The sequence below is a fragment of the Luteolibacter sp. genome, assembly GCF_058122085.1.
In genome coordinates, this window is sequence record NZ_JBIKBQ010000145.1 from 1 (window position 1) to 8,669 (window position 8,669).

General features: G+C 59.6%; 6 protein-coding genes. 5 read left to right on the forward strand and 1 reads right to left on the reverse strand.

The features are described 5' to 3' along the window. The 4 genes from AC4DF4_RS16890 to AC4DF4_RS16905 all read left to right on the forward strand — a co-directional run. Positions 1-1,007, forward strand: a 1,007-nt coding sequence (locus tag AC4DF4_RS16890) for a hypothetical protein (RefSeq protein WP_490049281.1), incomplete at its 5' end; no start/stop codon positions are given. Between the two features lie 413 nt (positions 1,008-1,420). Then, on the forward strand, positions 1,421-2,509 hold the full coding sequence (locus tag AC4DF4_RS16895; RefSeq protein ID WP_490049282.1) for a glycoside hydrolase family 92 protein: 1,089 nt from the start codon (positions 1,421-1,423) through the stop codon (positions 2,507-2,509). Then, a complete protein-coding gene (locus AC4DF4_RS16900; protein ID WP_490049283.1) occupies positions 2,499-4,055 on the forward strand; it encodes a hypothetical protein in 1,557 nt (518 codons plus the stop codon). The genes AC4DF4_RS16895 and AC4DF4_RS16900 overlap by 11 nt, the downstream gene beginning before the upstream one ends. Further along, complete coding sequence (locus AC4DF4_RS16905; RefSeq protein ID WP_490049284.1) at positions 4,004-4,660, forward strand: hypothetical protein; 657 nt, start codon at positions 4,004-4,006, stop codon at positions 4,658-4,660. Before AC4DF4_RS16900 ends, AC4DF4_RS16905 begins: the two co-directional genes overlap by 52 nt. Before the next feature lie 54 nt (positions 4,661-4,714). On the opposite strand, the gene AC4DF4_RS16910 is transcribed toward AC4DF4_RS16905, so the two are convergent. Continuing rightward, positions 4,715-5,638: a helix-turn-helix domain-containing protein gene (locus AC4DF4_RS16910; RefSeq protein WP_490049285.1), complete on the reverse strand. Its 924-nt coding sequence runs from the start codon at positions 5,636-5,638 to the stop codon at positions 4,715-4,717. Positions 5,639-5,922: 284 nt separating this feature from the next. Between AC4DF4_RS16910 and AC4DF4_RS16915 the strand changes: the two genes are divergently transcribed. Further along, the coding region (locus AC4DF4_RS16915) for a glycosyl hydrolase (RefSeq protein ID WP_490049286.1) at positions 5,923-8,669 on the forward strand (2,747 nt) is incomplete at its 3' end.

An 8,669-nucleotide genomic window follows, 5' to 3' on the forward strand; every position in this document is an offset into this window, starting at 1 on the left:
GGGTCTTCACCAACCTTTGCGCCGGCAATGGCAAGGTGGTGTATTTCCTGAATGGCGCGGTGGAAGGCAGGCTGCTCGCGGTGGACCTCAATGCCGGGACGGTGATCCAACAGATCGACGCGCCGCCGACCGCGGGCACGGCCTTCGGCCGGATCTGCCTGTCCCCGGATGGCACGCGCCTGCACGCTTCGCTTTTGGGCGTTCCCGCGGGAACCGAGGGGCCCTTTGAACTGCTGCTGGATTATGAGATCGGCGCCGATGGCAGCCTGACGGCCTCGGCGAGCCCGGAGCGTCCCTTGCTGGTGCCCGCTCCATTCGCCAGAAACTCACCGTTGAACTTCGCGTCCGGGGGCAGGCTGGCCGCGCTGGGGGACCGGGTTTGGGAGCCGGGTGATTTCCTCGGCACGGGTCGCGCTTTTCCCGCCTACGTCCGTGGCATCAGCCCGGACGGCGAGGTCGTGGCAGGCGATGCGGGGATCTACAATGGCAGCGGCACCCGCTTGCTGATGCCGCTCCCTTACAGCGGCAGCGCGCAAGCGATGGCTGTGAGTCCCGAGGGCCACGTCTTTTATGCGAGCCCTTCCGCGTTCGGAGTGATCGATCCCACGTCGGCGGATCCGTCCAGCCTGTTTCCCGTGCATCCGCGGGATGGCTCGAACGGTCCCGCGCCGGCCCGCTTCCGCTGGACGCCGGTGGATGGCACCCGCGACTACCGGATCCACTTCGCCACGGATGCCGCCGCCCTGCAATCGCCGCAGGTGGCGGCGGGGACCCCGAGCTTCGTCGCCCGGCACCACTGGCTGGATAACCCGCTGGCCATGGCGCGCGGCGAGGCACGCTACTGGCGGGTCGACGCGTTGGCACCTGGCGGGCTCGTGCGCGGGCCGGTGAGGAGTTTTTCCGTCGCGGACTTCGGGATCGAAGCGCGGGAACTCGTGGTCGAGTTGGTGAAAGGCTGCACCTCCCATCCGCGACATGAGTGCGGACGGCAAGATCCTGGTGGGTAACGAGGGGCTCTATCACGTGCCCTCCTTGCGGCGCTTCGGCAACGCGCCGGGCCCGCTTCAAAACATCGAGATCTCCGATCTGGCCCGCACCGTGATCCGGCCGGGGGCGTTGGATGAGGATCCCGCGGAGTTTCGCGGCACGGTTGGCGGAGGCTTGTTCCCAGTCGTCGCGCAGGCTCGAGCAGGGGGCGCCGGCCAGCAGGCAGACTTCCAGGGCGCGGGAGACGTAGCGGCGGTTGTGGAGGTCGGTGCGGACGGCTTCGGCGGGGTCAACCCCCATTTCCCCGCCCTCCAGTCTACGCCACCTCCGTCGCCGAGGCTATGGAGGTCAGGAAGGCTACGACAGGCAGGCCGGTCCGCCCCAATGGCTCTTTCAGGGGTCTCCCGCAGAAAGTAAATTCTTAGCACCGTTGATGGTGGCCGCCTATCAGCACGGCATCAAGGGGTTGGATGCGCGCAAGATCCTGGAAGCGTCCGTCAAGATGCAGACCACCCTACCGCGGCGCGACCTTCCCGGCGGAGGTGCCGCGGGCAACGAGAATCTTGAAAATTACCTGAAATTCAATTACGTGGCCGCCGATGGCCCGGTTGGCCCGGGGGGCAAGTTGGAATGGGACCGTGCCAACGCCTCTAACACTAACGAGTATGCGTATGACGACTGGTGCGTGGCCCAGTTGGCCCGTGCTATCGGCGAGAAAGAAATCCAAGCCCGCTTCGAGAAGCGCTCGCGCAACTGGCGGAACGTCTTTGACGTGGAAACCGGTTATGCAAGACCCCGCAAGGCCAACGGCGACTGGGTGACCCCGTTTGATCCGTATTCCCAGAAAGGCTTCACCGAGGGCAATGCATGGCAGTTCACCTGGTTCGTGCCGCATGATGTGCCGGGATTGGTGGAACTCATGGGTCGCGACCGTTTCATCAGCCAACTCAACGACGGTTTTGAGAAATCCAAGTCCACGCGCTTCGCCTTCCCCATGGGCGCTGACTATAGCAAGGTTCCATCGGCGGTGGATCACGGGAACCAGCCGACGATGCAGGTTTCCTGGTTGTTCAACTGGGCGGGTGAACCTTGGTTGACCCGGAAATGGGTGCGGGCCATCCTGGACTCCTTCTACGGATACAAGCCCGAAGACGCCTATCTGGGCGACGAGGACCAGGGCCAGATGAGTTCGTGGTTTGTGATGTCTTCCATCGGGCTCTTTCAAATGGACGGTGGCTGCAGTGTTCAGCCGGCTTATGAAATCTGCGCCCCCTTGTATCCGAAAACCACCCTGCACCTTTCCAAACAGCATTATGATGGCACGACTTTTGTCATCGAGGCACCCAAGGCCTCGTCGGAAAACCGCTACATCCAATCCGCAACGCTCAACGGAAAGACCCTGGACCAATGGTGGATCCTGTGGCAGGACGTGAGAAAAGGCGGGAAGCTTGTATTGGATTTGGGACCAGCGCCTAACAAAACCTGGCAAAGGGCTGCCAGCTGCCACCACGATGACCGCTAATACCCAATGGAAAAAACCTCTGGCAATGTGTGCGTGGATTTACCACGGATTGTCATTTGCCATAAGGGCAATCTGTCCCCTGTTCTGCCTGTCCATGTTCATGGTTTCATCGTCTAACATCCTGGCGCAAGATGCTCCGCCTGCGGCCAAGGAGACCATTGCGGGATTGGAAAAGGCCTTGGAAGCCACCAATGAGGAGTCTTCCGTGGCGCGCCAGCGGCTTGCCTTGCGCCGGGTGATCCGCGATGCAGAGGAGTTTGCGACAGCGCATCCGGAGAATAATACCCGCTTTCCCGCGCTCGAATTCCTGTTCCGCGCGCGTCAGCGGCTCGTCTCCCTGGACAAGGATGCGAAACATCGGACTAATTTGTTAGATATCTGCCGTGAACTGGTCAAGGCACCTGATGCATTCGCCGAGCTGCGACTTGAGGCCGATCTGATACTGTCGCAGGCGGAGCTCGCCAAACAGGGAGCCGGCAACGCGGTGCGCGCCCAAGCCCTGCGGTCGTTTTTCGAACGCTACCGGAACACGTCGGTGGAAACGAAAGCCTTGCGCGTGGCGCTGGTCATGGCCCTTGAACTGGGCGAGATCCGCGTGGTCAGCTACCTTCAGGAAACGATGGACAAGCGTTTCGCCAACGATCTGGAAATGATCAGGTTCCAGCGCGACAAGCTGGGCGGTCAGGTCATTGGCGCGCCGTTTGTCGGAACCTTCGAGTGCTCGGACGGCAAAACCGTCCGCTTTCCCATGGAGGCGCTCGGTCGCACGACGATGCTCTTATTCTGGACCAAGAACGCAAAAGGGGAGGCCCTGCTCAAAGGGATCGCGGCGGCGGCGCTGAAACACAAGCAGGACCTGGCCGGCCGTCTCGAGATCGTGAGCATCAATCTCGATGACCTGCCCGATGCGGGGGAATTGTTTGTGCGCAGCCTGGGTGTCGATTGGAAGGTGCTGCGTCTGCCCGGCGGCAAGAACAACCCGGTCTATGATGCCTACGCGCGTTCCGAGCAGCGGATTGTCACGATGAGCCCCACGGGAGTCACCTCCCTAACCATGCCGGAGACGCCCAGCGGCACTGCGCCCGCGAATGCAACACCCGCGAATGCCGTGTTCGATTTCACCCGGATGTTCCATTCCGCGTTGTCGCGGGAGTGGACATTCCCGAGTTGCATTTCCCAGCTCAGCTCATTGGTGATCGGCGAATTCCTGGTGATCGATCCCGAAGCGGGAATGGATTCCGCGCGGCCACCCGAACTCAAGGCTGCGGCCAAGGGTGGGGAGGTGCAGCCGATCAAACGCGACAGCACCTGTGTGCCGGAGGAACTTCTGCGATCGATTCAGTCTTGTTTCGTGGCTCCGCCGATGCGCTACCAACTTCCCTTGGTGGAAAGCGCGGCCCAGTCTGTATCCGAGGGGTTTCCCATGCATCAACGACTGCCCTTGGCCGAGAGCAGGGACACTATGTCAAGGCGGTCGATTGGTGCCGCAAGCCCATGGCCAATCATGCATCCGCACCGGATCTCTGGATCGTGCGCAACCGGTTGATCATCGCCCTGATGGGCTTGTGGAAATGCGATTCGGATGTCCGGCAACTCGAGGCGGCCGTGCTCGAAGCAAAAGCCGCATTGAGCGCCGGCTTTCCAAAAGGCTGTGATGGGATTGCACGGTTTTGCGTCGCACGCGGGGAACTTCTATCTCCATCGTCCGATCCGAAGGACATTCTCCGGCGTCTTGTGACCGAGGGTGGGGGAGATGAGGCACCGGGCCCGGTGCTCGCCGCGGCCACTCTGTTAGCACTCGATGTGGGGGATCGCGCCGGTTTTGAAAAATTCCGCTGCAAGATTCTCAAGAGCCACACGGAATACCCGATGATGTGGACCTTCAGCGCCTTCCTCGTGGATCGCTACCACGCCTACTGGTTGTTCCAAGTCCCCTTTACCGCAGAATGGTGCTTTAACCGCCGCAAGAGTTACTTCATGACGCAAGGCCATGCCGAGGCCGCCCAGCGGATGCTGCGTGCCGAGCTTCAGACGGAGGACGGCAAAGCCCTGCGCACGCCCGAACTGGACGCCGCCGAGGCGCTCAAGGCGGCGATTCTTCAGCAGACTGGAAGCAAGGACGGCAGCGTGCCTGCACCAGGGAAGCCATGAGACTAACAAATAAAAGGAACCGCGAATGCCACGGGGGTCGCAACAATCCACTCATCAGCGATGCGCTTGCCGGTATTGGGACGGCGTCGTTTCCAGATACTGGAGAAAGTTCATGCGCATCTGCTCGATGTTGCTGAAGCCCGCCAGCCAGCAGATGTTTTTGATGGGCAGGTCGGTCTTTTCCAGCAAATGCCGCGCCCGCCGACACCGGCAAAGGTTCACCTCGGTGAGCAGGCTGTGTCCCCTCGCTTCTCGGAACTTCCGCTCGACCGTGCGCCGGTTAGCACCGAGCAACTGGCACATTTGTTCCGTGCTCATGCCACGGTGGCTGCCCGTCCAGATCAGATCGAGCATCCGCGCCGCCAAGTTGTCTTCGCCATGCTCCTCACCATGCATCGAGCGCCCGCTGTTCTCTTGCGATCCTTCCCGCGCGGACTCGATGCAGTCCGCCAGCAGATCCATGGCATGCATGGACAGTAGCACCGGATCCGCGGAGGGATTTGCGGTGGTCCGGTCAATCAACCGGTCGAAGGCGGTCGCCAGGAACTCCGGCCTCGCGGCGGGACGGCAAGCGCTTGCGGGTGTGATGTCGTGTTGTTTCGTCAACCGGTAGGCGAGCTCGCCGTTGAATCCGACCCAGCGTTCGGTTAGCCAGTTTTTGTTGAATCCCACCGGTCGATAGCGATGCCAGACACCGGGAAACAGGAACAGCAGGGTGGGCCCATAAAACTCGACCACGCCGGTCTCGTCCGACTCAAAGACCGCGTGGGTTTCCGTAATGTAGGCCACCGTGAACTCGGGCAGGATCCGGCCGCATTCCCGCGGTGATCTCGTCCGCACCGCGTCGGCCCGCACGGGGCTCACATCGAACATGTACATGTCCGGGTGGGCCCCGTAAGGCAGTTGGGTGGTGATCGGTTCGAGGATCCGCCCTGTGGTCGTCAGGTAGAACCCCCATTCCGACGCATGATCATCCACGGGGTGGTAGTGAAATTGATTTTTTCCGGTCATGGCGGAACAACGGCTTGCGCGAGCATGCCTGCATCCATGGTTTCAAGCAAGTCGCAAAAACTGGACTTTAGTGATCGTCGGACCCAAAGCCCTTGTTCAGGTTTATGGGTTAAATAATTGCCATAAATGGATGAACGATCATAAAACAGCCATTTGATAATGTCGCAATTTCTTGGTTTTTACACATGGACGAAGATCTGTCCGCTGCCTAGCCTGTTTAGGAACGAGCTTCCATTCCAATCCACCAAGCCATGCACACCATCCTGAAGTCAGCCGTATCGATGATTCTTGCCTTTTGCCTGGGTGGCGTTGGCACGGCGGCTCCCATGCCACTTGAACAGGAATTCGTCACGCCGCCGGATTCCGCGCGGATGTGGACTTGGTGGTTCTGGTTGGGCGACAAGGTTGATAAAAAAAGCATCACGGCCGACTTGGAGGCACTGAAGGCGCAAGGTATGGCAGGAGTGACGGTGTATAGCCTCAGTGGTCCCGGCGTGCCGGGCAAGGGGCCCAACTACATGAGCGCGGAATGGCGTGACCTCTGGAAGCACACGCTGAAGGAGGCGGAGCGACTGGGGCTCGGCGTCAGTACCATGCTTTGCAGTGGCTGGAATGCGGGCGGTCCGTGGATCCAACCGGAGCAGGCCTGCAAAAAACATGTATCTAGCGAACTGACCGTTACAGGTCCGCAACATTTCAAAGCCAAGCTGCCGATTCCCAAATCAGACAAACAATTTTATCGCGATACGGCGATTCAGGCGTTTCCTGTTTCTGCCAATCAGTCCACCAACCCAATCGTCATAGCGCCTGCATTGGCGCTGAAATCGTTGAGCAATATGGTCGGGGGGCAGTCATCTACGCGAGACCTGAACGAATCAGTCCTGCAGCCGCTGCCGGCTGAAGCGCCCGGCACAGCGATTGATCCGGCAGCAGTCGTCGACTTGACAGCCCGTTGCACTCCAGATGGAGAACTGGAGTGGGATGTGCCCGCAGGCACGTGGAAAATTCTGCGCACAGGATTCACACTCACGGGTAAAACAACAGAAGCTTCGTCACCCACAGGTATCGGGCTTGAATCCGACCCGCTGGATCGGGCGGCCATGGAATTTCAATTCGCCAATACAGCGGCACTGCTTGCCGAGGACGCCGGGCCATTGACTGGAAAAGTCTTCCGCTCCGTGCAGATTGACAGCTGGGAGATCAATCACCCGAATTGGACCGCGGGCTTGATCCCGTTTTTCAAAAAACTCCACGGCTATGATCCGAGTCCCTATTTGCCGGTTCTCTCCGGGCAGATGGTTCAAAGCGCTGACGTGAGCGACCGTTTTCTCTATGACTATCGCAAGACCGTCGGCGACCTTGTGGCAGATAATTACTTTGGCCGTTTGAGCGCCCTCGCTGAGGCGAAGGGCCTTATCCAACAAAGCGAGGCGGGCGGCGTGTGCTATCCGAAGGCCATGGCCATGGATTGTCTCAAGAATCTGGGCCGTTGCGCAATTCCCATGGGCGAGTTCTGGCAGAACGGATTGTGGACAGAGGCGAACCAGAACAAGAATGGCAAGCAGACGTCATCGGCGGCCCACCTGTACGGAAAGCGCATCGCGGCTGCAGAAGCCTTTACTTCACTGAAAGGTCTTATCCACTGGGCGGACTCACCATCTTCGCTCAAACCGACAGCGGATCGTGCGTTCTGCGAGGGCTTCAATCATTTGTTCATTTTCTCCTCTGCCACCCGGAGTGAAGACGGACTGCCGGGAACCGAGTTTTTTGCCGGCACGCATTTCAACCGCAAGATCACCTGGTGGAACGAGTCGCGCGGATTCAATGATTACATCGCGCGTTGCAGTCATCTGTTGCAGCAGGGATTGTTTGTAGGTGACGTGCTTTTCTACAACGGCGATCAATGTCCGAATTATGTGGGACCCAAGTGTATCGATCCCTCGGTCGGGCCCGGCTATGACTATGATGTCTGCAACTCGGAAATTATCATGACGCGCCTCGCCGTGAAAGACGACCGGATCGTTTTGCCCGATGGCATGAGTTACCGTGTATTGGTGCTGCCCAACTACACGACAATGCCCGTCGAGGTTCTCACAAAGCTCAAGGAGCTGGTGTCCGCGGGCATGATTCTGATCGGACCCAAACCTGTAAGGGCGCCGGGGCTGAAGGATTATCCGGCATGCGATGCGCAGGTGAAAAAGTTGGCGGATGAACTCTGGGGCGACTGCGACGGCAAGACGGTTACGGAACACATGTTTGGCAAGGGCCGGGTGGTGTGGGGTAAGACGGTCCGCGAGGTGCTCGGCGCTCACGGTGTGAAGCCCGACTTCACTTACACCGGGGCCCAGGCAGGTGCCTTTCTGGATTGGATTCACCGCAGCGACGACGGCACCGAGATCTATTTCATCGCCAATCGGATGAACCGTGCGGAACAGGCAGTTTGCAGCTTCCGTGTCAGCGGCAAACAACCCGAGCAATGGGATCCGGTGAGCGGCCAGCGACGCGATCTTCCGACCTTCGAATCGAAAGACGGCTGCACTACCGTGCCGCTCGAGTTAGAGCCCAATGGATCCACATTCATCGTCTTCAGAAAACCTTTGGCAGGGACGGACCTCCGGGTCGTCCGTTCGGCGAATTCCCAGAAAATGGAACCGTTGCAGGAACTCACAGGACCATGGACCGTTCAATTCAACCCACAGTGGTTCTATCCGACCGATGGCCTGAGCGGCGATCAAGCCAAGGGCCTGATGACCTTCGACAAACTCGAAGACTGGACCCAACGCCCCGAGTCCGCTGTCAAACATTTCAGCGGCACGGCAGTCTATCGAAAAGTCTTCGATCTCTCTGACCCATCCACAATCCGCAATCCACGATCCACGATCTATCTCGATCTCGGTGTGGTGAAAGATACAGCGAAGGTCAAACTCAACGGCAAGGATCTCGGCGTGGTGTGGTGCCATCCATGGCGCGTGGACATCACGAGTGCCGTCAAACCCGG

Coding starts and splice junctions, on each gene's coding strand:
- AC4DF4_RS16895 (WP_490049282.1), top strand. CDS start 1,421: ATGGTGGCCGCCTATCAGCACGGCATCAAGGGGTTGGATGCGCGCAAG.
- AC4DF4_RS16905 (WP_490049284.1), top strand. CDS start 4,004: ATGGCCAATCATGCATCCGCACCGGATCTCTGGATCGTGCGCAACCGG.
- AC4DF4_RS16900 (WP_490049283.1), top strand. CDS start 2,499: ATGACCGCTAATACCCAATGGAAAAAACCTCTGGCAATGTGTGCGTGG.